The 24,784-nt window shown below is 58.1% G+C and carries 21 protein-coding genes; 7 read left to right on the top strand and 14 right to left on the bottom strand.

Features of this window, described 5'->3' with window-relative positions:
- Positions 1-18: 18 nt before the first annotated feature.
- The 3 genes from HFD95_RS01065 to HFD95_RS01055 all read right to left on the bottom strand — a co-directional run bounded on the left by HFD95_RS01065 (position 19) and on the right by HFD95_RS01055 (position 4,416).
- Positions 19-1,080, bottom strand: coding sequence for an ABC transporter ATP-binding protein (locus HFD95_RS01065; protein WP_010244870.1), 1,062 nt, complete (start codon positions 1,078-1,080; stop codon positions 19-21).
- On the bottom strand, positions 1,077-3,302 hold the full coding sequence (locus tag HFD95_RS01060) for an iron ABC transporter permease (RefSeq protein WP_167429719.1): 2,226 nt from the start codon (positions 3,300-3,302) through the stop codon (positions 1,077-1,079). The genes HFD95_RS01065 and HFD95_RS01060 overlap by 4 nt, the downstream gene beginning before the upstream one ends.
- Positions 3,303-3,390: 88 nt before the next feature.
- Entirely contained in the window at positions 3,391-4,416 is a 1,026-nt protein-coding gene (locus HFD95_RS01055; protein ID WP_033757674.1) for an ABC transporter substrate-binding protein, read from the bottom strand.
- Between the two features lie 221 nt (positions 4,417-4,637).
- Here HFD95_RS01055 and HFD95_RS01050 point away from each other — a divergent pair, with 221 nt between their 5' ends.
- The 3 genes from HFD95_RS01050 to HFD95_RS01040 all read left to right on the top strand — a co-directional run bounded on the left by HFD95_RS01050 (position 4,638) and on the right by HFD95_RS01040 (position 8,747).
- The gene (locus tag HFD95_RS01050) at positions 4,638-5,672 is read left to right on the top strand and encodes a LacI family DNA-binding transcriptional regulator (protein WP_062757664.1); all 1,035 of its coding nucleotides are present in this window, start codon (positions 4,638-4,640) and stop codon (positions 5,670-5,672) included.
- Between the two features lie 264 nt (positions 5,673-5,936).
- Complete coding sequence (locus HFD95_RS01045) at positions 5,937-6,830, top strand: SDR family oxidoreductase (protein ID WP_010670164.1); 894 nt, start codon at positions 5,937-5,939, stop codon at positions 6,828-6,830.
- Between the two features lie 93 nt (positions 6,831-6,923).
- Positions 6,924-8,747, top strand: a complete 1,824-nt coding sequence (locus HFD95_RS01040; RefSeq protein WP_033767271.1) for a glycoside hydrolase family 15 protein — start codon at positions 6,924-6,926, stop codon at positions 8,745-8,747.
- Positions 8,748-8,786: 39 nt separating this feature from the next.
- Here HFD95_RS01040 and HFD95_RS01035 read toward each other — a convergent pair whose 3' ends face one another.
- From HFD95_RS01035 to HFD95_RS01015, 5 genes are all read right to left on the bottom strand, one after another.
- A complete protein-coding gene (locus tag HFD95_RS01035; protein ID WP_033757682.1) occupies positions 8,787-9,257 on the bottom strand; it encodes an RES family NAD+ phosphorylase in 471 nt (156 codons plus the stop codon).
- Positions 9,257-9,709 carry an antitoxin Xre/MbcA/ParS toxin-binding domain-containing protein gene (locus tag HFD95_RS01030; RefSeq protein ID WP_010244850.1) on the bottom strand — a complete coding sequence of 151 codons (453 nt, stop codon included), beginning with the start codon at positions 9,707-9,709 and terminating at the stop codon, positions 9,257-9,259. Before HFD95_RS01030 ends, HFD95_RS01035 begins: the two co-directional genes overlap by 1 nt.
- An 89-nt stretch (positions 9,710-9,798) precedes the next feature.
- On the bottom strand, positions 9,799-10,953 hold the full coding sequence (gene ampC / locus HFD95_RS01025; protein ID WP_060680228.1) for a class C beta-lactamase: 1,155 nt from the start codon (positions 10,951-10,953) through the stop codon (positions 9,799-9,801).
- Positions 10,954-10,984: 31 nt separating this feature from the next.
- Complete coding sequence (locus HFD95_RS01020) at positions 10,985-11,230, bottom strand: hypothetical protein (RefSeq protein WP_022625634.1); 246 nt, start codon at positions 11,228-11,230, stop codon at positions 10,985-10,987.
- A gap of 67 nt (positions 11,231-11,297) precedes the next feature.
- Positions 11,298-12,479, bottom strand: coding sequence for a glycosyltransferase family 4 protein (locus HFD95_RS01015; RefSeq protein WP_022625633.1), 1,182 nt, complete (start codon positions 12,477-12,479; stop codon positions 11,298-11,300).
- Between the two features lie 619 nt (positions 12,480-13,098).
- On the opposite strand from HFD95_RS01015, the gene hpxO reads away from it, so the two are divergent.
- Positions 13,099-14,256 (top strand): FAD-dependent urate hydroxylase HpxO, encoded by a 1,158-nt coding sequence (gene hpxO, locus HFD95_RS01010; RefSeq protein ID WP_163637036.1) that lies wholly within the window; start codon positions 13,099-13,101, stop codon positions 14,254-14,256.
- 51 nt (positions 14,257-14,307) lie between these two features.
- Here the strand turns inward: hpxO and dcp are convergent, their stop codons facing one another.
- The 5 genes from dcp to guaD all read right to left on the bottom strand — a co-directional run bounded on the left by dcp (position 14,308) and on the right by guaD (position 22,301).
- Positions 14,308-16,353, bottom strand: a complete 2,046-nt coding sequence (dcp, locus tag HFD95_RS01005; RefSeq protein ID WP_167429718.1) for a peptidyl-dipeptidase Dcp — start codon at positions 16,351-16,353, stop codon at positions 14,308-14,310.
- 61 nt (positions 16,354-16,414) lie between these two features.
- On the bottom strand, positions 16,415-17,191 hold the full coding sequence (xdhC, locus tag HFD95_RS01000) for a xanthine dehydrogenase accessory protein XdhC (RefSeq protein ID WP_010670170.1): 777 nt from the start codon (positions 17,189-17,191) through the stop codon (positions 16,415-16,417).
- A complete protein-coding gene (xdhB, locus tag HFD95_RS00995) occupies positions 17,178-19,544 on the bottom strand; it encodes a xanthine dehydrogenase molybdopterin binding subunit (protein WP_167429717.1) in 2,367 nt (788 codons plus the stop codon). Before xdhB ends, xdhC begins: the two co-directional genes overlap by 14 nt.
- Positions 19,534-20,976 carry a xanthine dehydrogenase small subunit gene (gene xdhA, locus HFD95_RS00990; RefSeq protein WP_167429716.1) on the bottom strand — a complete coding sequence of 481 codons (1,443 nt, stop codon included), beginning with the start codon at positions 20,974-20,976 and terminating at the stop codon, positions 19,534-19,536. Before xdhA ends, xdhB begins: the two co-directional genes overlap by 11 nt.
- Positions 20,973-22,301, bottom strand: coding sequence for a guanine deaminase (gene guaD, locus HFD95_RS00985; protein ID WP_010244825.1), 1,329 nt, complete (start codon positions 22,299-22,301; stop codon positions 20,973-20,975). Before guaD ends, xdhA begins: the two co-directional genes overlap by 4 nt.
- Positions 22,302-22,703: 402 nt before the next feature.
- Between guaD and ydfG the strand changes: the two genes are divergently transcribed.
- The gene (ydfG, locus tag HFD95_RS00980) at positions 22,704-23,450 is read left to right on the top strand and encodes a bifunctional NADP-dependent 3-hydroxy acid dehydrogenase/3-hydroxypropionate dehydrogenase YdfG (RefSeq protein WP_033757999.1); all 747 of its coding nucleotides are present in this window, start codon (positions 22,704-22,706) and stop codon (positions 23,448-23,450) included.
- A gap of 31 nt (positions 23,451-23,481) precedes the next feature.
- Here ydfG and HFD95_RS00975 read toward each other — a convergent pair whose 3' ends face one another.
- Positions 23,482-23,808 (bottom strand): YnfA family protein, encoded by a 327-nt coding sequence (locus HFD95_RS00975; RefSeq protein WP_031292947.1) that lies wholly within the window; start codon positions 23,806-23,808, stop codon positions 23,482-23,484.
- Between the two features lie 279 nt (positions 23,809-24,087).
- Between HFD95_RS00975 and HFD95_RS00970 the strand changes: the two genes are divergently transcribed.
- Both HFD95_RS00970 and HFD95_RS00965 read left to right on the top strand, forming a co-directional pair.
- Positions 24,088-24,411, top strand: coding sequence for a DUF1283 family protein (locus HFD95_RS00970; RefSeq protein WP_010244816.1), 324 nt, complete (start codon positions 24,088-24,090; stop codon positions 24,409-24,411).
- Between the two features lie 44 nt (positions 24,412-24,455).
- Positions 24,456-24,752, top strand: coding sequence for a DUF1161 domain-containing protein (locus HFD95_RS00965; RefSeq protein WP_033757708.1), 297 nt, complete (start codon positions 24,456-24,458; stop codon positions 24,750-24,752).
- Positions 24,753-24,784 lie beyond the last annotated feature (32 nt).

Genomic DNA, 24,784 nt, shown 5'->3' with positions numbered 1-24,784 from the left:
CTCCTTGAGTTAGTCAGATTAACGGGCAATCAGGGCAAGGCCCTGCGGCTTAAAGTTGACGCCAACTGTAGTGGCGAGCGGCAGACGCTGTTCCATCTGCGGATCGATAATGAACAGCGCGCCCAGTTCGGTGGCGACTTCATATTCGATATGGTCACCCAGCCAGGTGCTGTGAATGACCTCCCCCTGCAGCGCCCCCTGACCGTCGCCGGACAATGTAATAAACTGCGGTCGCACCGCCAGCTGAGCACAGCCGGTTTTTGCACCGGCACCTCGTACCCGGAAGCGCTGATTACCCAGGCGGACCAGCGCGTCATCCGCATCCGCCTCTTCTACTTCACAGGGCAGAATATTCGCCTCCCCCATAAAGTCCGCGATAAAGACCGAATTGGGCGAATGGTAAAGCGTCTCCGGCGCGCCCTGCTGGGCAATATCCCCCTCTTTCATGACAATAATCTTATCGGAGACCGCCAGCGCCTCCTCCTGGTCATGGGTCACGTAAACCGCCGTAAACCCGAGCCGCTGCTGCAGATCGCGGATGTCGGTGCGCACCCGACGGCGCAGACGCTCATCAAGGTTCGACAGCGGCTCATCAAGCAGCAGCACCTGCGGTTCCAGCACCAGCGCGCGGGCGACCGCAATACGCTGCTGCTGTCCGCCAGAGAGCTCCGACGGCAGCCGCTGCCCCTGACTCTCCAGACCCACCAGCTTCAGCCCCTCGCGCGCCCTGTCCTGCGCCTCGCGTTTGTTCATGCCCGAGGAAAGCAGCCCGTAGAGAATATTGTCGATGGCGTTCATATGGGGAAACAGCGCGTAGGACTGAAACACCATCGCCACGTCGCGCTCGTTGGCGGGCAGATGGGTGACATCTTTGCCGCCAATCAGAATCCGCCCTGCGGTGGGATGCTCCAGCCCGGCCAGCAGTCGCAGCGTAGTGGTCTTGCCGCAGCCGGATGGCCCGAGCAGCGTCACCAGCGTACCCGGCTCTACGGTGAGCGACAGATCCGGCACGGCAGTAAAACCGGCAAAACGCTTTGCGACATGTTCAAACACCACCGATCCGGCGTTAATGGTCGTCATACGGCTCTCTCCTGAGTCAGAGTGGATGCAGAGGGTGCGGCAATAATCACCGCCGGTTGGATTGCACGACGCAGGCGACGTTCGCCCACCAGCAGCTGGAAAAGGCCAATGATCAGCAGCATCACCACGATCAATACCGAGGAGTAGGCAATCGCCACGCCATACTCACCGTTCTCCACCAGCCCGACAATGTACGAGGTCGCCATGTTGTACTGGGCGCTGACCAGGAAAATCACCGCGCTGATAGAGGTAATGGCCCGCACAAAGGCGTAAACCAGCGCGGCGCTGATGGCCGGTTTCAGCAGCGGCAGCACCACTTTGCGCAGGGTACGGAAACTGTTTGCGCCCAGCGTCAGTGAAGCTTCATCCAGGCTTTTATCCAGCTGGCTCATCGCCGCAATACCACCACGCACGCCGACCGGCATATTACGGAAGACAAAGCAGGCGATCAGGATCATCGCGGTACCGGTGATCTCCAGCGGCGGCAGGTTATACGCCATGACATAGCTCACACCAATCACCGTGCCGGGAATGGCAAAGCTCAGCATCAGCATGAATTCAAAGGTCTGACGACCGGCAAACTTCTGTCGCACAATCAGCCAGGCGGTCAGCAGTCCGACAATGGCCGTGAACGGCGCGGCGATCAGGGCGATCTCCAGCGTGGTCCAGAAAGAACTCCAGGCAACGCCGCTCCAGACCAGTTGCCCCTGATTAACGCTGACGTTAAAGGCCCGGATATAGTGATCCAGCGTCAGGTTGTTATTCAGCCCCCAGGACTGCACAAAGCCGCCAATCATGATCATGCCGTAGATCACCAGGGTGAACAGACCCCAGGGTATTACCATGCCATAGACGCTGTAGCGCACAGGACGCGGCAGCATCACATGACGGCCGCCATCGCCTTTGCCGGTGACAGTGGCAAAGCTTTTGCCGGAGAGCCAGACGCGCTGCACCAGAAAAGCGGCCAGGGTGAAGCCCAGCAGGATCATCGCCAGCACCGCCGCGCGACTCGGGTCGTTCTGTGCGCCAACCACGGAGAAGAAGATCTCCGTCGACAGCACGCCGTGACTCCCGCCCAGCACCATCGGGTTACCGAAATCGGCCATGCTTTCGATAAAGCTGATTAAGAAGGCGTTGGCCAGCCCCGGCGCCATCAGCGGCAGCGAGATGCGGGAGAAAGTGCGCCAGCGGCTGGCACGCAGGGTCTGTGACGCCTCTTCCAGTGACGGACTGACGCCCTCGACCACCCCAATCAGCACCAGAAAGGCGATGGGGGTAAAGGAGAGCACCTGGGCAATCCAGATGCCGGTCATGCCATAGAGCCAGCGGCCCGGCTCGATGCCGAACAGCGTCGCCAGCGATTCGGTGACCACGCCAGAGCGGCCAAACAGCAGGATCAGCGCCAGACCAATGACAAACGGCGGCGTGATAATCGGCAGAATGGTCAGCATCCGCAGCGCTTTTTTACACGGCAGCGAGGTGCGCGTCGCCGCCAGTGCAAACGCCAGTCCCAGCAGCGTAGCGCCACTGGCCGTCATCAGCGCCAGTCCCAGCGTGCGCCAGGCGGTGCCGCAGGTGCCACCGGTAAAACAGCCGAGGCTCCAGATGGCGGGATCCTGCATATTGGCAATCAGTCCGTCAGGTTTAAAACTGCCATCAATATCCTGCACCGAGGCGACAAACAGGCTCAGCACCGGATAGAGCACAAAGGTCGTGACCAGCGCCACCAGCAGCACAATCGACGCCACCACAAAGGCATCGCCTCTCAGCACGCCGCGCTCCGCCAGGGCAAAGGCGAAAATCAGCAAAAATATGGTCATCAGCAGCAGCGCACCCGCGCCCATCGCGGGTTGTCCCTGCGCCAGCGGGCCGGTGAGGTTCTCCAGCCATAACCAGTTCCAGCCACTGAAACCGATGGCATGCCCTTCCAGCACCAGAAACAGAATGCCGCAGGTGCTGAACAGCAGCAGCAGCGTGCTGCGGGTGCGGCCCGGGGGCAGAAAGGCGCTGCCAGCACAGAGCAGCCACAGCGCCACGGCGATGCCCAGCCAGCTGTGTAACGCGAGCTGCCCCAGCGCAGGCGCATTGTTCTCATCACCCCATAAGCTGAACAGCCAGTCACCCGAGAAGAAGCCCTGCTCCAGGCTATACCAGGGCAGCAGCGTCAGCGCGCTTGCGCCCGCCAGCAGCGCGCCGGTTAAGCGACGATTGTGCGCATTCATAAATCACCTCGATCAGGAAGCGGACATCAGGCTTACGCCACCGCGGTCTGGCACAGACCCGGCTCAGGTGGCCGGGGGCGCACCACCGTTATTGTGCGCTGGCACCAATCTCTTTATCCCAGCGGCCCAGCAGCGCTTTGCGTTTTGCTGAGTCACCATAGGTTTTAAAGTCATAATCGATCAGCCTGATGTTCTCGAAGCGCGGTGCATATTCAGAGATCTCCGCCTTGCGGTTAGAGGGCAGCTGGAACGATTTCGCCTCTTTCATATGCGACTGTGCTTCAGCGCTAAGCGCCCAGTCATACCAGGCTTTGGCATTGGCCAGGTTTCGTGCCCCTTTGATGATCGACATCGAACCAATCTCATAGCCAGTGCCTTCACAGGGCGCGACGGGCTTAATCGGGAAGCCATCCACTTCCATCGCGACGGCATCATGCATAAAGACAATGCCGATGGTGGTTTCACCGCGCGCGGCGGCTTTGACCGGAGCAGAGCCGGACTTGGTATATTGCGAGATGTTGGCGTTGAGCTTCTTCAGGTAGTCAAAGGCTTTGTCTTCGCCCATGATCTGCACCAGCGTCGCCAGGGTGTTATAGGCCGTGCCGGAAGAGTTGGGATTGGCGATCTGAATCTCGCCTTTAAAGCCAGGGTCGAGTAAATCCGCCCAGCAGGCAGGCACTTTCTGCTTTTTCTCCGCCAGCAGTCTGGTGTTATAGCCCCAGCCCAGCGCACCGGCATAAACGCCCACGGTGCGATAACCGGAGATCTCCGCCACTTTTTGTGACCAGGGCTGTTGCTGATCGAGCAGTGGCGATTTATAGGCCTGGGTCAGCCCCTCTTCGGCGGCCTGCATATGCGGATCGCCGGTACCGGCCCACCAGATATCGGTACGGGGATTGCGTGCCTCGCTGCGGATACGGGCATAGGCTTCACCGGCAGAGAGCCGCACCATGCTGAGTTTAATATCGGGATGGGACTGGCTGAACAGCGTGGTCATCTGTTCGCACACCACCACATCGGCTGAGCAGATCATATTAAGATTGCCCGCCGCCGAGGCAGCAAACGGCACTATAGGGCAGACGATTACAGCAGCGAGCAGAGAGGAATAACGCATGGTGTTCTCCTGGGCTGGATGACGCAGGCGCGCCAGCTTTTGCACATGTGTGCAAACGTGTGTGCAGATTAGTACGGCGGGCCTGAGGTAGTGTCAATTCAGTTGTTAAGCAATTGTCAGTCGCTGTCACAAATTTGAAACCTTTCGCCCGTCTGTATTTTTTGCACAGGCTTGCAACTTCAGGCAAACTCAGTGCAGACAATGTCAGGCGAGGAGAGAACATGCAGCAGCTAAAGGCGGTGGTGAGTGCGCAGGATGTGGCTGACCGGGCGGGCGTCTCCCGCTCAGCGGTCTCCCGCACTTTTACACCGGGAGCCAGCGTGTCAGATGCTACCCGTCAGCGGGTGATGAGAGCGGCGGAGGAACTGGGCTATCACGTCAATCATCTGGCGCGCGGCCTGGTGCGCAACCGCAGCGGCATCGTCTGCTTAATTGCCTCCGAGGTTGACACGCCCTACCGTGCCAGCCTGGTGCGCTGGATGACCCAGTATCTGCAGGAAGCGGGAAAAGTGGCGATGCTGATTAACACTGACCGATCCGATGCGCGCGTTTCCGCCGCGCTGCAGCAGGCGATTAATTTTCGCGCCGACGCATCGATTATTCTCTCCGGCATGCCGGACAGCGGCATTACCCGGCTCTGCTACAAACATGGTCAGCATCTGGTGCTGATTAACCGCGACGAATCCCTGCCCGGCACGCTCAGTATCAACCTTGACTCCCGCCCCGCCGCAGAAATGGCGGTTAACGCGTTTGTGCGGGCGGGATGCAGCCGCATCGCCTTTGTGAATTCGCTGGCGGGAACGCCGAGTCTGCTGAAGCGCGAAGCGGATTTTCTGGCCGCCGCGCAGAAAGTGGGCGTCACGGTCCAGGTGGAGCGGTTCGGCACCACCTCTTACGAAAGCGGCCAGATTCTGGCCCAGCGTCTGCTGACGCGTAAAGTTCGCCCTGATGCGGTGTACTGTGCCACCGACCTGCTCGCCTGCGGCTTTATGGATGAGGCGCGTCACCGCTTTGCGCTGCGTATTCCGGACGATCTCTGCATCATCGGACACGATAATATCGCGCAGTCGGGGTGGGCCTCTTACAACCTCACGACCTTTGCACAGCCGGTGGAACAGTTCGCCCGCGATGCCATTGCCTGGCTGGTGGAGACGGAAGCGCAACCGGAGACGCTGATGCCAAAAAATGAACAGCAGCAGGAGCGGAGAATATATCCGGTAGATGTGGTCTGGCGCGGTTCGGTACGCGGCGGTTAACCGCCCTTTTTTATTTTCTTCCGCTATGTAATTACGCCCTGAAATAATCCACAACCGATCTTACGCTTCGCTTTAAATATCCCGCCCCTGCACTGAAAAATAATCGGACGCTACTGCACAGTGTTCCGATTTTCTGTCTACGCTTTATCTGCATTATTAAGTTCTTCTGGTTTTAACTGCTCAATGAATCAGCAGTCAGATGTGACAAATATCACATTTGTGCCAGGCTTAATGTCTCAGATAACTCTGTTCAAGGAGCATACAATGGCTACACCAACTAACAAGACGCTCGATCTGGATCAATTTCCTAAACCTCCTTTTGAGGACCAGCCACAACAGGCGCCAGGCCTGGCCAGTAAAATGATCCCGGTTCCCGACCACGGTGAAACCAGCTATCGCGGCACGGGCCGACTGACCGGCCGCAAGGCGCTGATCACCGGCGGTGACTCCGGTATTGGCCGCGCGGTGGCTATCGCTTATGCCCGTGAAGGCGCAGATGTGGTGATTAACTACCTGCCGGAAGAACAGCCCGACGCCGATGAAGTGATTAAATTAATCGAAGCGGAAGGCCGTAAAGTTTTTGCTATTCCGGGCGACATTCGTTCTGAAGAATTCTGTCAGCAGCTGGTCAAAGAGGCAGCCGATAAATTAGGTGGCCTGGATATTCTGGTTAATAACGCCGGTCGTCAGCAATTTAATGAGTCCATCCGAACCCTGAGTACGGAAGATTTTGACGCGACGTTTAAAACCAACGTTTATGCGATGTTCTGGATCACCAAAGCGGCGCTGGAATATCTGCCACGCGGTGCGTCCATTATTAATACCTCGTCTGTACAGGCGTTTAAACCCAGCGATATTCTGCTCGACTATGCGCAGACCAAAGCGGCCATCGTCGCCTTTACCAAATCCCTGGCGAAGCAGCTGGGTGGCGACGGTATCCGGGTTAACGCCGTTGCACCAGGGCCGTACTGGACCGTGCTGCAGTCCAGCGGCGGACAGCCGATGGAGAAAGTGAAGCAGTTTGGCGCCGACTCACCAATGGGCCGTCCGGGCCAGCCGGTTGAGATCGCCCCACTCTACGTAACCCTGGCCTCAACCGAGAGCAGTTACTCCTCCGGGCAGGTCTGGTGTTCTGATGGCGGCACCGGTACGCTGTAATCTCACTCAGGTGGCCGCATAATGCGGCCATTTTTTTGTCCCGCTTTTGCCCCGCTTAAGAAACCTCGCCACCGTGATATAAGGAAGCAGATTATGGAAAACCCGATCTTTCATTCGCCGGTCAGAAAAGAGGGCTTTGCGGGCCTGGGTGACTATGCCGCCATTGGTGAAGGCCGTTCAGTCGCGCTGATTGCGCCGGACGGTTCAATTGACTGGTGGTGTGCGCCCAATCTCGACGCAAAGCCCCTGTTTGATCGCCTGCTTGATGCCGGACTCGGTGGCTACTTCCAGATTGTCCCGCGTGCGCCTTATCAGGTCTCACGCCGCTACCGCGATAACAGCAACGTGCTGGAGACCCGCTTCGAAACCCGTGACGGTACCGTGCTGCTGACCGAATCGATTAACAGCACGCTGGCGGGCCGTCTGCCCTGGTGCGAACTGGCTCGCCGCATAGAGGGTGTCAGCGGTGAAGTGGAATTAGCAATCACCCTGCGCTTCGGCACCGCCGCCGAAACCCGTTCACCGTGGGTGGCCGATAATGAGAAAGGCAAGGTGTTTCACATCGCGGAGATCATGGCGATGTTGCGCACCAGCGAAGATATTCAGATCACAGAGCTGGATGACGAGCAGGTCTGCGCCACGCTGCGTACCTATGCCGGTTCCCGCTCGCTCTGCGCGCTGCTGGTGACCGAGAAAGAGCCGCTGGCGGTGCCGCCGCTGGAGGCTATCGATCAGCGGATTGAAACCAGCCACACCGGCTGGACCAGCTGGGTGGAGAGCCTGAGTTATGAGGGCCGCTACCCGACGCTGGTGAAGCGCTCAGCCCTGTCGCTGAAGTTTCTCTGGTACTCCCCGACCGGCGCACTGGCTGCTGCTGCCACCACCTCCCTGCCGGAGGGGATCGGCGGCGAGAAAAATTATGATTACCGCTACGCCTGGGTGCGCGACGCCTGCCTGATTATTAAAGCCTTCGTCTATCTCGGAGCGCTGGAAGATTGTAAGGCGGCCTTTTCCTGGCTGTCGCAGACCATCATGCGCCATGGCGTCAGGCTGCGCGCCTGCTATGCCCTGAATGGTGATGAGGTCCCCGCTGAGCGTTATCCGCCGCTGAGCGGCTATCAGAACTCTCAGCCGGTGCGGGTCGGCAATAATGCCCGTGACCAGCTGCAGCTCAGTATGTATGGCGACATGCTGGTCACCGCGCAGCATTTTATCGAGGCGGGACACGTGCTGGATATCACCACCTCGCGCATGCTGGGCGAGCTGGCGAACTGCTGCGCCGATCACTGGCGGCAGAAGGATTGCGGCATCTGGGAGCTGCCGGAGTTGCAACACTACACCCACTCCAAAATGGCCTGCTGGATGGCGCTGGATCGGGCGGTGGCGCTGGCAGAAAGCCAGCATATCGAACCGACCTGGCTGGGACGCTGGCAGCGGGAACGTGACCGTATCCGCGACTGGATTGAGTCGCACTGCTGGTCAGAGCAACAGCAGGCTTATCTCTTTTACGCCGGCAGTGACGATCGCCTCGACGCGTCGCTGGCGCTGGTTCACAGCTACGGCAACGCGGTCAATCCGCAGCGGATGCTCTCGACCTACCGTGCTATCCGGCAAAAACTGGGTGACGGCAGCGCCATGCTCTATCGCTACAGCGGGGTCAGAGAAGAAGAGAGTACCTTTCTCGCCTGCGCCTTCTGGCTGGTGGAAGCCTGGGCAGAGATGGGTGAGGCGGATGAGGCAGAACAGGCGATGCAGGAGATCCTGGCTACGCTGAACGGCCACGGTAACGTCGATATCTTCAATGAGATGTATGACGTCCGCAGCCAGAGCTGGCGCGGCAATATGCCACAGGGGCTGAGTCATCTGGCGCTGATCTGCGCGGCGCAGGCGCTATCGGAATCGCAGGCCCCAGCGTGATGTGAGATGTTGCGCTTAGGAAAGTGGCGAATCCGTGCCCTACTGCAGCCGGAAACGCGGATCGAAGAAAAATGGCTCCACCACCACCTTACTGATGATGCCAGCCGCTGCCGGATGACGGGGATTGAACAGCGCATTCCACTCGCCGGTCAGCGTGCTCGGTACCTTCAGCACCAGGCCGTTATCCGGGCTGGCAAGCCAGTCGTCACCAATTTGCCGCGTGGACGATGGCGCAGGATCGGCCTGCCAGTCATCGGGTAGTGCCGCCAGCGAGAGCTCGGTAATCAGCGATTCAGGGACGCTAATCGACAGCATTGAGTAGTCGTGTGACAGATCCTGAATGGTGAGATGAACCAGCGCCTCAAGTACACAGAGCGCCCGGCTTGATCCCATATAGACACAGACCGTTCCCACGGAATTCCAGCGCCCCCCGTAAGTGCGGGCACCAAAACCATCAAAGGCGGTTATCGCATACTCACTCTTCACCAGGCGAAAGAAACGTACCGCCATCAGGTAATCACGCCATGCTCAAGCTGGCCAATCAGGTTAATCACCGCTTCTGCACCCGCCACCGTGGTGGTCATCTCCGCCGGTTTCTTACCGCCCAGCGCTTTGGCGGGCGTTTCCAGCCACTGCACCAGACGCTGCCTGTCGTCGCGGAACAGTTTGCTGGCGGCAGAGAGGACGCGGATCAGCATGTAGATCCGTCCGCTCTGATCGGGCGAAAAGGTCTGCTGCGGATCTTTGACTTTGCGGTTGTAGGTGGTGCGATCAATGCCCGCCAGACGGCACAGCCAGCCCTCGTCAAAGGTGGACAACGACGCCGTGCGTTTCAGCACGCCGCTGCTGAACCCTACCGCAATACGCTGGTGCGCATCAGGCAGTGTTTCCGGCAGATTCAGGGCATGCAGCAGCGAATTGTCGCGACGATGCTGAGCGGGTGTGTAGATGGCGATAGACATAGCAGCCTCCTGTTCATTTGATTTTTATTTTAGCGCAAATGAACAGGCGGTGCCAGCTTTACCCCGTCGCTGAGCAAGCGTGATGCCTGTTACTCAGGCTTCTCCTGCTGTAACGCCTGCAGAATCTGCCACGCCGCCTTTATACGCAGCGGATTAGGGTAATTCTTGTTGGCGAGTATCACGATGCCGCTGTTCCTCTCAGGAATAAAGGCGATATAGGCACCAAATCCATTGGTTGCACCGGTTTTATGCACCCAGCTGGCGCTCTGCGACGGCCCGACCGGATTGAGCAGCGTTGCCGGGCGGGGTTGCAGCGCAACACCATTATCGCTGTCACCCATCAGCGTGTCGGCAGTCACCGGCCAGTCGTAGATCTCCCAGCCCAGTCCCTGAAACAAGGTGCCGACTTTGAAGTAGCGCGCCTGCGCGGTGCGAATGGCATTACGCAGCACGGCATTCCCCGAAGAGAGGCGGTTAGGATCCACATTTGCCTGCATAAAGGTGAGCATGTCACGCGCGGTGGATTTAACGCCGTAGGCTTCTGCATCCAGCATGCCGGGTGAAACCCGTACCGGCTGGCCATTTTTATAGCCCCAGGCGTAGTCCAGCATCATCGAGGGCGGCACGGTGATATAGGTGCGCGTCAGACGCAGTGGCTGAAACACATTTCGCGCCATCGCCTGCTCATAATCCCCTTTCACCATCAGCGAACCAAACAGACCGATGCTGGCGTTAGAGTACTGCCGGAGCGTGCCGGGCGCTGCCTCTGGCTGCCATTCCTGATAGAAACGCAGCAGCGAAGCCTGATCGGTGACGTCATCCGGCAACTGTAAAGGCAGGCCGCCCGCGGTATAGGTCGCCAGATGCAGCATCCGCACCGGACGCCACTGCTCACCGGTCAGCTGCGGCCAGTACTTTTGCACCGGATCGTTAAGGCGTATTTCGCCGTTGCGGATCATGACGCCGGCCAGGGTGCCGGTAAAGGTTTTGCTCACGGAGCCCAGCTCAAACAGCGTGTTTTCCGTGACCCGGCGGCGTGATTCGAGATCGGCCACGCCGAAGTTCACAAACTGCGCCCGGCCTTTGTAAAGCACCGCCACCGACATGCCGGGGATCTCCTGCTGCTCCATCAGCGGTTCGATCGCGGCTTTAACCAGAGAAGTAACCTGCTGTGAAGAGAGATCGGCGGCGACACAGCTGGCAGAAAGAGAGAATAACGCGAGATAAAACAAAGACTTTTTCATTGGCAACTAAGGGATTCTTCACTCAATTAAATTATTTACACTGGTCGGCACAGGCCTGCACGCACATCTGAGCCTGAGAACTGCAGCCACCGTTGTCCCGTGTGTTGCAGTGCGATTGTTCTGTGTAGCAGTTGGTCTGACAGGCGGAGACATCGCAGCGGGCAGCGACGGGCGTCAGCTGTGCCAGGGGCGCGCGGGCCGGAAAAAGCGGTGCGGGCTGAGCGAAGGCGCTGCTGCCCAGTAATCCGGACAGCAGCAGGCTGATGATCATTTTCATAAGAGTTCTCCAGAGGGACGCTGCACTAAGTATGGCCAGTCTGGCGCGCCCCGTCAGAGAAATCTAATCAAATTGAGACCACAGGGGGATGTTGAGTGACATTAATCACGCCACGGCTGTAGATATCGTTGAGCCGGGCAATGTAACGCTGGGTGTCATGCTGATCTTTGATGCGCAGAATCGCCGCCTCACCTTTCTCCTGCAGCATCTCAGGACGGTCGATAATAGCGAGCAGTATCGATTTCAGCCCCTCCACCAGCGACTGGCGTAGCTGCGTTTTCTGCTCTGGCGAGGTAATACTGTATTCACGGTCAGCGTTAAGCGGACTCGCAATCACCCAGCCTGCGCTGGCAGGATTAATCTCTGGCAACGCGCGCACGTTGCTGGTGATCACCGGGCAGCCGTTAGCCTGCATCTCCAGTACCGAGAAACCGTACGTCTCCTGCCAGGTTGGTAGCAGTCCGGCATCGCTCTGGCGGAACAGCTGCATCAGGGCGCCGTTATCCATCTGTGAATGATGCGTGAAGCAGCGATAGCGTTTGATGCGGTTCTCAATGCCACTATAGAAGGTCTCATCATCCTGGAACTGGCGGTGCGCCACGTTACGACGCTTGGCGAGATCGCCAATCAGCTGCACATCCAGCTGGGACTCTTCCAGTTTGCGCTCTTCGATCAGCTCACTGATCGCCAGCACGACTTCAGCCCCGCCTTTGCGGTAGAACTCGTTACCGGCAAAGGTCAGTTTCAGAATACCGGGCTGACGCGGCGTTTTCTGCTGGACAAACAGCTTCTGCGGCGGATGCAGCACCAGGGTTTTACGGCGGATTTGCTGGGCAATATCCGGCCTGAACAGTTTCATCTGAATGTTCAGGGTGGCATCTGAGATGGCAATCAACCCCAGGCAGTTATCTTTTAACAGATAAGGAATGAGGCGTTTCAGCTCGGGGTTATCCTGCTTGGCGACGCCCGCCACCGGCAGCACACGCGGCAGCTCCGTTTCAAACGACGCGACCCACTTCTGATGGGTTATCGCCACTTCATTGAACAGATGCAGGATGTCAGCCCGCGATGCCCCTGAAAAAGGCACAGGCTGAAAGACAAAGGTTTTATTTTTTTTGAGCAATCGGGTTCGTAACGGATTAATAAAGTAGAACAGATTGCTCTTTTTCAGATTGATATATTCGTTATCCGGATTAACTAAGATATTACGCTGCTCCGGATACTGGTTATTCGTGATTCCAATTTTCATGTTCGCCTTCCAGAGTCCTTGTGTCCGGAGTGATCTATATCACGTGATCGTGACTGGCGGGTCTGAGCAATATCCTAAAAGCCCGTAATGACGCGGCCTGAACGCTTTTGCTAATGATTGCGCACGGTGCTAAAACAGACACAATTGTGTCTGGTTATGAATTTGCATTTTTTATTAACAGGTGTGTTTAACTGTGTCAGGCTAACCCCTTATTGAATATAACGATTATTTTCCGGGAAATATTCGCGCCAGTTGTTATGTAAATGTTTAATTAATTGTCAGGAATATTAGCGAAGCGGATGAGGATTTTAGTTAATAACTTTTAAAGTAATAAGAATGACCATGCTGAAAAGTGCCCGGCGCGTTCCACTGGCTGATGATTAACACAGACACAGACGGGCGATAATGAAACAAATGATGCAGTACGGTTATAGCCGCACCCTTTTTGCACGCCCGTTTGCCACAATTCAGTGCAACTGATTAAGAGGAAGGCGGGAGTCAGGTGCCCCCCATTATACATTAAGCCTATGATTTACATTGTTATTTATATGAAACTCTCTACCACCACCTCTCTGGTACAAAAGTTGCAGGAAGTGACGTATGCAGACAGGAGAGCATTATGAAAGCAATCGTGATTGGTGGCGGTATAGGCGGCATGAGTAGTGCCATTGCGCTGGAGAAATCCGGAATTGACGTTGAGGTCTTTGAAGCCGTAAAGGAGATGAAGCCCGTCGGCGCGGCGATTTCCATCTGGCCCAACGGGGTTAAATGCCTGAATGCGCTGGGCATGAAAACCGCGCTGCGTGAGCTGGGCGGGAACATGGCCTATATGGCCTATCACGATGGCACCACCGGCGCGCCCCTGACCCGCTTCAGTATGGCGCCGCTGGTGCAGCAGGTTGGCGAATATCCCTGTCCGGTGGCGCGGGCAGAACTGCAGGCGATGCTGATTGATACCTTCGGGCGTGAACGGGTGCAGTTTGGTAAGCGGGTGATCCAGGTCGAGCAGACCGGCAGTGGCGTGATTGCAACCTTTTCCGACAACACTCAGGCCACCGGCGATTTCCTGATTGCCGCCGATGGCACCCATTCGGTGATCCGCGAGTATGTGCTGGAGCAGAAGCTTGAACGACGTTACGCCGGTTACGTTAACTGGAATGGCCTGGTCACTATAGATGAGAGGATTGCGCCCGCCGATCAGTGGACCACCTTTGTCGGTGACGGCAAGCGGGTGTCGCTGATGCCGGTCAGCGGCAATCGATTCTACTTCTTCTTTGATGTGCCGCTGCCGAAGGGACTGCCGCAGGATCGCAGCACGGTGAAAGCGGACTTAACCGGCTATTTTCAGGGCTGGGCGGAGCCGGTACAGCAGCTGATCGCGGCAATCAATCCTGACACCACCAATCGGGTTGAGATCCACGACATTGAACCTTTCAGCCGCTTTGTTAAAGGACGTGTGGCCCTGCTGGGCGATGCCGCCCACAGCACCACGCCCGATATCGGCCAGGGCGGCTGCGCGGCGATGGAGGATGCCGTGGTACTGGCCTCGACGCTGGCTTCTCATTCACTGGGTATTGAAGATGCACTGCTGCGCTATCAGGCGCGACGGGTTGAACGGGTAAAAGATCTGGTACTGAAAGCGCGCAAACGCTGTGACGTCACCCATGCGCGCGATCCGGCAATCACGGCAGAATGGTATGACTCTCTGAAAAGCGAAACCGGTGAACGGGTGCTGGCCGGAATGTGCGAAACCATTGAAGGTGGCCCGCTGGGCTAACACGAATAAAACCGGGCTGTCAGCGCGACCAGCGCGTGACAGCCCGTTCTGCTATGAATCCGCCAGACCGCGATTTTTCAGCATGGCCTCCAGCTGCGGAGGCCCGCCCCGCCAGCTTTCATACAATGTTTTGAGATCGCTGCTGTTCCCCCGCGACAGAATTTTCTGTCGGAAGAGGTCGCCGTTCTCACGCGTCAGTCCGCCCTGTGCCGCAAACCACTGATAGCCATCGTCGGCGAGCATCTGCGTCCAGATATAGGCGTAATAACCTGCTGCATAGCCACCGCCCCAGATGTGCTGGAAATAGCTGGAACGATAGCGCGGCGGCACCGCCGTCAGCGCCAGATTATCGCTCTGTAACGCCTGCTGCTCGAATCCCTCCACGCTTTGCGGCGCGGAATCACGGTTAAGGCTGTGCCAGTGCAGATCCAGCAGCGCGGCAGCCAGCAGCTCGCTCATCTCGTAGCCTTTGTTGAACGTGGCGGCCCGGACGATCTTTTCATGCAGCTCAGCGGGCATCAGCGCCTGAGTCTGATAGTGGCGAGCGTAGTTGCGGAACACCGCTGGCTCGCTGGCCCAGTGCTCGTTGATCTGCGAAGGAAACTCAACGAAATCGCGCGGGGTTTCCGTTCCCGACAGGCTCGGATAGCGCTGGCTGGCAAACAGACCGTGCAGCGTGTGGCCGAACTCGTGAAACATCGTGATGACGTCGTCCCAGCTCAGCAGCGCCGGTTCACCGGCTGGCGGTTTGGTGTAGTTACAGACGTTGTAGATCACCGGTTTGCTGTCGAGCAGCGTGGACTGGTTGACGAAGTTGCTCATCCAGGCGCCGCCGCCTTTGCTGTCGCGCTTAAAAAAGTCGGTGTAAAACAGCGCCAGCGGGGTCTCATCGGCGTCAAAAATCTCATAGACCTGGACGTCGGGATGGTAAACCGGCAGATCCTGTCGCGGCGTGAAACGGATGCCATAGAGCTGCGTCGCCGCCCAGAACACGCCATTCTGCAGCACCGAATTCAGTTCAAAGTAGGGCTTAATCTGGCTCTCATCCAGATCGTAACGGGCGCGCCGCACCTGTTCGGCATAAAAACGCCAGTCCCAGGCCTGCAGGGTAAAATCGCCCTGCTGCTGGTCGATGGTCTGCTGGATAGCCGCCGCTTCACGCTCCGCACGACCGCGCGCGGCAGGCACGATGTTATGCATAAACGCCAGCGCCGCCTTAGGCGTTTTGGCCATCTGATCCTGTAACTTCCACTCGGCATAGCTGGCAAATCCCAGCAGCCGCGCCTGCTCCGCCCTGACCTGCGCCAGACGTAATACCAGCTCGCGGGTGTCGTTCTCATCGCCTTTTTCAGTGCGCGTGACGCCCGCCTTAAACAGCGCTTCACGGGTTGCGCGATCGGCCAGGCTCTGTAGTGCGGGTTGCTGGGTGGTGTTTTGCAGCACCAGCAGCCAGCGCTTTTCCAGTCCGCGTGCCTGCGCTTCCGCCTGCGCCACCGCCAGATCGGCCGGTGAGAGTCCCGCCAGCTTCTGCAGATCATCGACGACCAGCCCGCCCGCTTTAGTGGCGGCCAGCAATTTGTTGGTGAAGCGGGTACCGAGGCGGGCCGCTTCCTGATTCAGTGTCTTGAGCTGCTGTTTCTGCGCTTCCGGCAGATTAGCCCCCGCCAGTTGAAAGCGCTGCCAGATCACCTCGACCAGCCGTTTTGATTCGGCATCCAGTTTAGCGCGCTGCAGATAGACCGCATCGAGCCGCGAAAACAGCGGGCGGTTAAGCATGATGTCATCGTTGAGCGCGGTGAGCTGAGGCGCAATTTCCTCATCCACCTGCTGCAGATACGGGCTGGTATGCGCCGAGGTCATGGCACTGAACACCAGATTCACCCGGTTGAGCAGCTGTCCGCTCCTCTCCAGCGCCTCATAAGTGTTGAAAAAGCTGGGCGCGTCGCTGTTCAGTGCGATCGCCTCGATCTCCTGACGCTTCTCCTCAATGCCCGCCTGCAGCGCGGGCAGAAAATCCTGCTCCTCAATCTGGTCAAAAGGAGGAGTCTGGTAAGGCAGTGTGCTGACGCTAAAGAAGGGATTCTGACGGGCGTTCATGGTTCGCTCCTGGTGGGCATCGCAAAGTCTTATCCTGACAGGTTGCCGCGAAAGCGACAACTCAGGCGACGTGCTGCTGATAAACGCTGATGATTTCACCGGCAATCGCCACCGCAATCTCGGCGGGCAGCTTGCCTTTGACGTCCGGCAGGCCAATCGGACAGCGCAGGCGCGCCAGCGGTTCGTTCGCCACACCCTTGCCCGCCAGCCTGTAGCGGAAACGCTGGTTTTTCGTTTCAGAACCGATCACCCCGGCATAGCGGAAATCGCCGCGCTTCAGCACCGCCTCGCACAGTTCGAAGTCGAGGGGATGATGATGGGTCATGATGATGAAGTAGCTGCCTGCGGGTGCCTGTGCTACGCAGTCGAGCGGATCGTCCGGCTGCAGCGTCACCACGCCAGCCGGAACGTGGCTGAACTGCGCCGGGCGACTGTCGATCCAGTTTATGTGACAGGGTAACGTTGACAGCAGATTGACCAGCGCCTGTCCCACATGGCCTGCGCCAAAAAGGTAGATCTCCGGCTGCGCCTGCAGCAGCGGCTCAAACAGCAGCGTGGTTTTGCCGCCGCAGCACTGTCCGAGCCGCGCGCCAAGGCTGAAATCCTCGGTGTGTGGCGCAGTCGCCCCGCTCTGCAACATCGCCCTGGCCTGGGCGATGCACTCAAACTCAAGATGACCGCCACCGATGGTGAGATAACTCTCCTGCTGCGTCACCACCATTTTGCTGCCGCTGTCGCGCGGCACCGAACCGTGCTCACTGAGCACGGTGATTAATACGCAGCTCTGACGTTTTTCACGCAGCTGATGCAGCACGCCAATCCAGTCATGATAAATCATCAACCCCTCCCGTCAGGCGCTGCACGCCCCAGAAGATGCGCTCCGGCGTCGCGGGCGCGTCCAGCAGCGGGTGCTGCCGGTAATCGGAGACGCTGGCGACCGCATCCTGCAGGGCACACCAGGCGGCGATGCCCAGCATAAACGGCGGTTCACCTACGGCCTTGGAGTGGAACACCGTGTCTTTAGGGTTTTTACGGTTCTCCAGCAGCGTGACCCGCAGGTCCGCCGGAACGTCGCTGATGGCGGGAATTTTGTAGCTCGCCGGGCCATCGGTCAGCAGCTGGCCTTTATCACTCCACACCAGCTCTTCGCAGGTAAGCCAGCCGACGCCCTGCACAAAGCCACCTTCAACCTGGCCGATGTCGATGGCCGGATTCAGCGAGGCGCCGACGTCATGCAAAATGTCGGCACGCAGCAGGCGGGATTCGCCGGTTAAGGTATCAATCACCACTTCACAGCAGGCTGCACCGTAAGCGTAGTAATAGAACGGCGTCCCGCGACCCGCGACCCGGTCGTAATGAATCCCCGGCACGCGGTAGTAGCCGGTGGCGGAGAGCGGCACCTGATTCAGCCACGCCAGCTTCGCCACCTCGGCGAAGGTGTAATGTTTATCTCCAGCGCGCACCACTCCGTTGCGGAAGCTCACCGCCGCCGCGTCGCACTGGTGTAGCTCGCAGAGCATGGCGGTCATACGGTCGCGCAGGATCTCAGCACCATTCTGCGCCGCTTTGCCATTGAGGTCAGCCCCGCTGGAGGCCGCGGTTGGCGAGGTGTTGGGCACTTTGCCGGTGTCGGTGGCGGTGATCTGAATTTTATCGATCTCAATCTGCAGCACTTCGGCGACAATCTGAATCACCTTGGTGTTCAGGCCCTGGCCCATCTCGGTGCCGCCGTGGTTAAGCTGCACCGTGCCGTCGGTGTAGATCAGGATCAGCGCCCCCGCCTGATTGAGAAAGCTGGAGGTAAAGGAGATGCCGAATTTCACCGGCGTCAGCGCCAGACCGCGTTTCAGCAGCGGACTGCGGGCGTTAAATGCCTTAATCTCCGCGCGGCGAGCCTGGTAGTCGCTGCTCTGCTCCAGCTGTTCGGTAATCTCATCCAGCAGGTTATCCTCTACCTGCTGGTGGTAATGGGTGATGTTACGATCCTGCTTGCCATAGTAGTTACGCTTGCGCAGCGCCAGCGGATCCAGCCCGCGCTCACGGGCGATATGATCCATGATCTGTTCAATCGCCACCATGCCCTGCGGCCCGCCAAAACCCCGATAGGCGGTGTTCGAAGCGGTGTTCGTGCGGCAGCGATAGCCGGTTACCCGTGCATCCCCGAGGTAATAGGCGTTATCGGCGTGGAACATGGCACGATCGACAATCGATCCACTAAGATCCAGCGAATAACCGCAGTTTCCGGCCAGATCGATTTTGATGCCGCACAGACGCCCATCCTCTTCAACGCCCGCTTCGTAGCGCACAAAGAACGGATGGCGTTTGCCGGTGACGCGCATATCGTCGCGACGTGAAAGCCGCATCTTCGCCGCCCGGCCGGTCTGTCGCGCCACGATGGCACAGAGACAGGCGACACCGGCCGCCTGTGTCTCTTTACCACCAAAGCCACCGCCCATCCGGCGCATATCTATCGTCACCTGATTCAGGCTGATGCCCATCACTTCCGCCACCAGTTTCTGCACTTCGGTGGGGTTCTGGGTTGAGGAGAAGACCTGCAACTGCTGATCTTCACCGGGAATAACCATTGCCGTCTGGGTTTCCAGATAGAAATGCTCCTGGCCGCCAATGTGAAACGCCCCACTGACCCGGTGCGGCGCACGCGCCAGGGCCGCTTCCACATCACCGCGCTGGTGAATGTGAGGTTCCTGCACAAAGCTGCCCTGTGCCAGCGCCTGTTCCACATCCAGCAGCGGTTCCAGCACCTCATATTCAATTACCGCAGCGGCCGCGCCAAGACGGGCAGCTTCAGGGGATTCCGCCGCCACCGCGATCACGATCTGTCCCAGATACTCTACTTTGTCATGGGCCAGCAGCGGGTCGCCCGGCTCCAGCGGCCCGACATCATTGATGCCCGGCACATCCTGCCAGGTCAGGACGCTGACGACGCCGGGAACGGCATAACAGGGCTGAACATCAATATGCAGGATGCGCGCATGAGCATACTCACTCAGGCGCGGACAGAGATGCAGCAGACCCGGCAGCTCCGGCTTATCGTCGATAAAACGCGCCTCGCCGGAGACATGTTTTTCCGCGCTCTCATGGCGGTTACTGCGACCGACGCCGCTTTGTAACTCAGCGGCATACTGCGCCTTAATGACCTCTTCGTTGAGTTCAGGACGGTTATGAGACATAGCGGGCCACCTCGATACAGGTTATTTCGCCGTTGTGGCGATGCCAGTAGCGGCGCAGCAGGTTGCGTGCGACCTGCAGACGGTAGTCACTGCTGGCGCGGAAATCGGAGAGCGGCTGGAAATCCTCTACCAGCGCCGCGGCAGCGCGTGACACCGTCACGGTATTCAGCGGCTCACCGATGAGTGCCTGTTCACAGTGACGGGCACGCTGTGGTGTTGCCGCCATGCCGCCAAAGGCGATGCGGGCACTGCTGACAACGCCCTGTTCAATCTGCAGATTAAAGGCGGCGAACACGGCGGAGATATCATCGTCCAGCCGTTTGGACACTTTCCAGGCCACAAAATCAGGTGACACCGTCACCTTATCGATGCGAATGGCGCGAATAAACTCCCCTTTTTCGAGCCGGGTCTGGCGATAGCCGGTAAAGAACTGATCCAGCGGCAGACTGCGCTGCTGCTCACCGCGCTGTAACAACAGGCTGGCGTTTAAGGCCAGCAGCGCCGGCGAGGCGTCGCCAATAGGGGAAGCGTTACCGATGTTGCCACCTAATGTGCCCTGCAGACGGATTTGCAGCGAGGCAAAGCGTTGCAGCATCGCGCTGACGCCGGGAATGCGGCTGGCAAGAAATTCGCTGACCTGCTGCAGCGAAGCCCCTGCGCCCAGCAGGTAGTGATCATCAAATTCGCTGCAGACTTTGAGCGCGGCAACCTGCTCCAGCGCAATCAGCAACGGTATTCTTTTATGCTGCAGGGTAATCTGCAGGCTGAGATCGGTGCCACCGGCAATCAGCCTCGCCTCGGGATGTGCCAGATAGATCGCCGCCAGCTGAGCCGGAGTTTTGGGCAGGAAGCAACGGCGGCCCTCACCCCCTAATTCCTGCATCTCCGGGGTTGCCAGCGCCTCAAGCCGCTGCACGGTTGCGGCGGCACCTAGATCGAACTGGTCTGTCACCGGCTGCGAGCAGAGCTGTTCGGCGGCGGCCATAATCGGCCGGTAACCGGTGCAGCGGCAGAGGTTGCCCGCCAGCGCAGTTTCCGCCTGATGGCGATCCCAGCCCGAAGCGGTTTTTTGCAGGCTGAACAGCGACATCACAAAGCCCGGCGTGCAGAATCCGCATTGCGAACCGTGGCAGTCGACCATCGCCTGCTGCGCCGGATGCAGTGCGCGGCCGTGACGCAGATCCTCAACCGTAATCAGCTGCTTGCCCTGTAACGCGGAGACCAGCGTCAGGCAGCTGTTGACCGTTTCATACTGCATTGTTCCCCCGACGGCTTTGCCCAGGGTCACACTGCAGGCGCCACAGTCGCCAGATGCACAGCCCTCTTTGGTGCCAGGGCGTTGCTGACGGGTGCGCAGGTAGTTGAGCACCGTGAGGTTGGGGTCGAGCGCGTCCTCGCTGACCAGCTGGTTATTTAACAGAAACTGGATCATGCGGCTTGCTCCTGTGCGTCGCGCTGCCAGACCGGACGACCGGCTACCCAGGTCTGGGCAATATTGCGGTCGTCGCCGAGCGTCATTAATACAAACAGTTTTTCCCAGATATCTTTGCTGTTGCCGATGCGCAGTTGCTGCAGGGCAGAAACCGCCGGGTCCAGCACCACAAAGTCTGCTTCTTTACCGATGTTGAAATTTCCGATGACGTGGTCGAGATCCAGCGCACGTGCCCCGCCCAGCGTGGCGTGATAAAAGGCTTCGGCCGCGCTGAGCCGGTAGTGCTGCAGCTGGCCCACCTTGTAGGCTTCGCCCAGGGTCTGCAGCATATTAAAGGTGGTGCCCGCGCCGACATCGGTGCCGATCCCCACTTTCACCCCCTGCTGCCAGCTGCGTTTCAGGTTAAACAGGCCACTGCCGAGAAACAGGTTTGAGGTGGGACAGAAAGCAATGGATGAATCGGTATCGTGCAGACACTGCCATTCGTTCTCTTCCAGATGCAGACAGTGAGCAAAGACGCTGCGGCGGCCGGTCAGCTGGTGATGATGATAAACATCCAGATAGCCTTCACGCTCCGGGAACAGTTCTTTGACCCAGGCGACCTCCTGCGGGTTTTCGCTGAGATGGGTATGCAGCCAGGTATCCGGGAACTCCTGACGCAGCTGCTGCACTTTTTCCAGCAGCTGTGGGGATGAGGTCGGCGCAAAGCGCGGCGTCAGGGCGTAGCTCAGGCGTCCGCGCTGGTGCCAGCGCTCAATCAGCGCCCGGGTCTGCTGGTAGCTCTGTTCAGGGGTTTCGATCAGGTTGTCGGGCGCATTGCGATCCATCATCACTTTCCCGGCAATCAGCCGCATGTTCAGCGCTTCGGCGGCGCTGAACAGCGCCTCCACCGATTGCGGATGGACGGTACCAAACACCAGCGCGCTGGTGGTACCGTTGGAAAGCAGCTGATGCAGGAAGAAGGCGGACATCCGCGCAGCGTGATCGGGACAGTGATACTGCGCTTCAACCGGGAAGGTGTAGTGATTCAGCCACTCCAGCAGCTGCTCGCCAAATGCGCCAATCATCTCTGTCTGCGGATAGTGAATGTGGGTATCGACAAAGCCCGGCACGATCAGTCTGCCGCGCAGGTCGATGACCGGATGCCCCGCCAGCATCGCCTCGCTATTCTCCCAGCTATCCAGCCCCACTACGCATCCATCACGCAGCAGCAGCACCGCATCCTCAAGATAGCGGGCCTGGCCGGCCAGGTCGTCGGGACGATCCACCACGCCGGTAAAGTCAAAGAAGCTGGCGCGTATCGCCGTGTCGGTTGCTGAAAGCATGGGTAGTCCTTTCTGAAAGCGCGATGTTATATCTGCAGATGATTATCTGAATAATCCTTTGCAACCTGCGTGCCAGAATTGAAATAGAATAAATTCTTTAAATATCAGTTAAATAAGCTAAACAGAGGGAAGTTGCGCAACAGATAAGGACTGAGATGGCATGGCAACCGTTTGCGGAACGGATGCAAACGGTTGCTACGCAATATTGCGCGCCCTGGTCATTTTGAGTATGGCCGGCTACCCGCAAACCTGCCCTTTAACGGTGCAATCTGCCCTGAAAAGGCGCAGCTGGCTACCCGTTAAAATCCGTTTACAGGTCAGGCCGTTTTTCCACGCGCAGAAGCGGAAATGAAATGCTATGGTGAAGCCATCGACTCTGAAAATGGCATAAGGAACAGTGAGATGATTATTTTTGTCACCGGTGCGACCGCCGGTTTTGGTCAAAGCATCACCCGCCGCTTTATTGAGAATGGTCATAAAGTGATTGCCACTGGACGACGGGCTGAACGTTTAAAAGCGCTGAAGGAAGAACTGGGCGAGAATATTTATACGGTACAGCTCGATGTGCGTAACCGTGCCGCCATTGAAGAGGCGGTGGCGCAGTTACCGGCGGAATGGCGCAATATCGACGTGCTGGTCAATAACGCCGGTCTGGCGCTGGGCGTCGAACCGGCGCACAAAGCCAACGTCGAAGACTGGGAAAACATGATCGACACCAACACCAAAGGCCTGGTCTATATGACCCGCGCCCTGCTGCCACAGATGGTGGAGCGTGATGTCGGTCATATCATCAATATCGGTTCGATTGCCGGTAGCTGGCCCTATGCCGGCGGCAACGTCTACGGCGCCACCAAAGCCTTTGTGCGCCAGTTCAGCCTGAATCTGCGAACCGATTTACACGGCACCGCGCTGCGCGTGACCGACATTGAACCGGGTCTGGTCGGCGGCACAGAGTTTTCCAACGTGCGCTTTAAGGGCGATGATGACAAGGCGGGTCAGGTCTACGAAGGGGCTACCGCCTTAACGCCGGAAGATGTGACAGAAGCCGTATACTGGGTGGCCACACTGCCTAAACATGTCAACATCAATAGCCTTGAGATGATGCCGGTCAGCCAGACGCTGGCGGGGCTGAAAGTGCATAAACCTTAACGCCCTGCAGCGCCAGCCCTCACGGCTGGCGTTACCCGCGTCCCCAACCCATGACGATAATCAGCATGCCGCTGAATGCGATCAGTGCCCCGCTCCAGTCCCACACACTTAACTTCACGCCATCCACCACCCGCAACCAGAGCAGCGCGGTAAGCACATAAACGCCACCGTAGGCGGCATAAACCCGTCCGCTGGCAGCGGGATGCAGCGTCAGCAGCCAGACAAACAGCGCCAGACTTGCTGCCGCAGGGAGTAGCAACCAGGCTGAGCCGCCTTTTTTCAGCCATAACCACGGCAGAAAGCAGCCGGTAATCTCCGCCAGCGCGGTAATAAAAAACAGCAAGGCGGTTTTAATCAGCATCCTTACCTCTCCTTAACGTAAACAAACGACTCACTGCTGGTGAGCAAAGAAACGGCGATGATATACTAATAGCCAGGCCCATCAGGATGTTTTATTTGTCCGTCTGAACCCGGGCAGTGCTTACCCTCCTCACGTACACCCTGTACGCACCGGTTGTTATGCGCTGTCGGTGTTCAGACTTCTGCCTCAATGACCCCTGATGAGCCAGGCTCTAAGCATGCCCGCTGCAACCGCTGTCGTGGATGGCGATGTTTGCGTTAACTAAAGGATAGTGTGATGAAAAAAATGATCCCTGCCGTGCTGATGGTTCTCCTCTCCACTGCGGCATTCACTGCCACTGCGAATACTAATCGTCTGATTATCGAAGATGGCAGTTCCGCGCTGAGCAATGAAGCGGCGCGCCAGGATAAAGAGCAATGGAATGACACGCGCATGCTGCGCAACAAAGTGAACACCCGCGTCGAAAAAGAGTTTGATAAAACCGATCGTGCGTTTGATACCCGCGACAAGTGCGAGCAGAGCCTCAATCTCAACGCCTACTGGGAGCCCAACACCCTGCGTTGTCTGGATCGCCGTTCCGGTCGCCCGGTAGCGCCGTAAATTTGAGCTATAGTAATGACGACGACTAACATAAGGAAGACGTGATGAAGCTACAGAGGGTTTTGTTAAGCGCGGCGTTATTTGCTCTGCCGCTGATGGCGCAGGCATCCTGTGAATCGGTAAAAACCGAAATCAGCCAGAAAATTATTCAGAACGGTGTACCTGAGTCGGGTTTTAGTCTCGACATCGTCGCCAACGATCAGGTTGATCAGGCGGGTGGCCAGGTCGTCGGACATTGTGAGAACGACACACAAAAAATTGTTTATAAGCGCTCAGGCAGTGACAACGAAGCCAGCGTACCTGCCAGTGTCGGCAGTTCGCAGGACTCATCTGCCCAGTAGTTCTGTTCAAATCAGGGCGACATCCTGTCGCC

The organism is Pantoea sp. EKM10T (assembly GCF_011800685.1).
Lineage (GTDB): Bacteria > Pseudomonadota > Gammaproteobacteria > Enterobacterales > Enterobacteriaceae > Pantoea > Pantoea agglomerans.
This window is presented reverse-complemented; position numbering and strand designations above follow the sequence as displayed.

Excerpts from the sequence above, each read along its gene's own strand:
- xdhC (WP_010670170.1), bottom strand. The coding sequence starts at position 17,191 with ATGATTTATCATGACTGGATTGGCGTGCTGCATCAGCTGCGTGAAAAA.
- HFD95_RS01030 (WP_010244850.1), bottom strand. The coding sequence starts at position 9,709 with ATGTCTATCGCCATCTACACACCCGCTCAGCATCGTCGCGACAATTCG.
- HFD95_RS01015 (WP_022625633.1), bottom strand. The coding sequence starts at position 12,479 with ATGAAAATTGGAATCACGAATAACCAGTATCCGGAGCAGCGTAATATC.
- HFD95_RS01055 (WP_033757674.1), bottom strand. The coding sequence starts at position 4,416 with ATGCGTTATTCCTCTCTGCTCGCTGCTGTAATCGTCTGCCCTATAGTG.
- hpxO (WP_163637036.1), top strand. The coding sequence starts at position 13,099 with ATGAAAGCAATCGTGATTGGTGGCGGTATAGGCGGCATGAGTAGTGCC.
- HFD95_RS01020 (WP_022625634.1), bottom strand. The coding sequence starts at position 11,230 with ATGAAAATGATCATCAGCCTGCTGCTGTCCGGATTACTGGGCAGCAGC.
- ampC (WP_060680228.1), bottom strand. The coding sequence starts at position 10,953 with ATGAAAAAGTCTTTGTTTTATCTCGCGTTATTCTCTCTTTCTGCCAGC.
- HFD95_RS01040 (WP_033767271.1), top strand. The coding sequence starts at position 6,924 with ATGGAAAACCCGATCTTTCATTCGCCGGTCAGAAAAGAGGGCTTTGCG.
- HFD95_RS00965 (WP_033757708.1), top strand. The coding sequence starts at position 24,456 with ATGAAGCTACAGAGGGTTTTGTTAAGCGCGGCGTTATTTGCTCTGCCG.
- HFD95_RS01050 (WP_062757664.1), top strand. The coding sequence starts at position 4,638 with ATGCAGCAGCTAAAGGCGGTGGTGAGTGCGCAGGATGTGGCTGACCGG.
- guaD (WP_010244825.1), bottom strand. The coding sequence starts at position 22,301 with ATGCTTTCAGCAACCGACACGGCGATACGCGCCAGCTTCTTTGACTTT.
- HFD95_RS00970 (WP_010244816.1), top strand. The coding sequence starts at position 24,088 with ATGAAAAAAATGATCCCTGCCGTGCTGATGGTTCTCCTCTCCACTGCG.
- ydfG (WP_033757999.1), top strand. The coding sequence starts at position 22,704 with ATGATTATTTTTGTCACCGGTGCGACCGCCGGTTTTGGTCAAAGCATC.
- HFD95_RS01065 (WP_010244870.1), bottom strand. The coding sequence starts at position 1,080 with ATGACGACCATTAACGCCGGATCGGTGGTGTTTGAACATGTCGCAAAG.
- HFD95_RS01035 (WP_033757682.1), bottom strand. The coding sequence starts at position 9,257 with ATGGCGGTACGTTTCTTTCGCCTGGTGAAGAGTGAGTATGCGATAACC.
- HFD95_RS01045 (WP_010670164.1), top strand. The coding sequence starts at position 5,937 with ATGGCTACACCAACTAACAAGACGCTCGATCTGGATCAATTTCCTAAA.
- xdhA (WP_167429716.1), bottom strand. The coding sequence starts at position 20,976 with ATGATCCAGTTTCTGTTAAATAACCAGCTGGTCAGCGAGGACGCGCTC.
- dcp (WP_167429718.1), bottom strand. The coding sequence starts at position 16,353 with ATGAACGCCCGTCAGAATCCCTTCTTTAGCGTCAGCACACTGCCTTAC.
- xdhB (WP_167429717.1), bottom strand. The coding sequence starts at position 19,544 with ATGTCTCATAACCGTCCTGAACTCAACGAAGAGGTCATTAAGGCGCAG.
- HFD95_RS01060 (WP_167429719.1), bottom strand. The coding sequence starts at position 3,302 with ATGAATGCGCACAATCGTCGCTTAACCGGCGCGCTGCTGGCGGGCGCA.